Origin of the sequence: Vibrio sp. WZ-1, assembly GCF_052037695.1 — a bacterium.
Classification (GTDB): domain Bacteria; phylum Pseudomonadota; class Gammaproteobacteria; order Enterobacterales; family Vibrionaceae; genus Vibrio.
Genome location: NZ_JBQEQR010000042.1, coordinates 1 through 502, shown reverse-complemented (window position 1 = coordinate 502; position 502 = coordinate 1). Strand labels below are relative to the sequence as shown.

General features: G+C 44.2%; 1 protein-coding gene. It reads right to left on the bottom strand.

Annotation, left to right across the window (positions count from 1 at the left end; all coding sequences use genetic code 11):
• A partial coding sequence (locus tag ACTS60_RS01710) for a hypothetical protein (protein ID WP_440886893.1) occupies window positions 1-215 on the bottom strand: 215 nt, incomplete at its 3' end.
• Between the last annotated feature and the right edge of the window lie 287 nt (window positions 216-502).

The window sequence follows — 502 nt, the reverse complement described above, 5'->3', positions numbered from 1 at the left end:
CCACAGCACTTTTTTGTTGGCAGATTCTGAATCACGCTCGTCCCTCGCTGTTCAGAATGACGAGCTTTGGGGTTGGTCACTTTTCTTTTTAAATAAATGAATGAATCCGTCATTCCGACGAGCCTAGGCGAGATCAGGAATATACTATCAAAGTGCTGTGAAGTGAGAGGAAACATCCCTGCCACAGCACTTTTTGTTGGCAGATTCTGAATCACGCTCGTCCCTCGCTGTTCAGAATGACGAGCTTTGGGGTTGGCCACTTTTCTTTTTAAATAAATGAATTAGTTCGTCATTACGACGAGCCTAAGCGAGATCAGGAATCTAATATCAAAGTACTGTAAAGCGAGAGGAAACACCTCTACCACAGCACTTTTTTGTTGGCAGATTCTGAATCACGCTCGTCCCTCGCTGTTCAGAATGACGAGCTTTGGGGTTGGTCACTTTTCTTTTTAAATAAATGAATGAATCCGTCATTCCGACGAGCCTAGGCGAGATCAGGAAT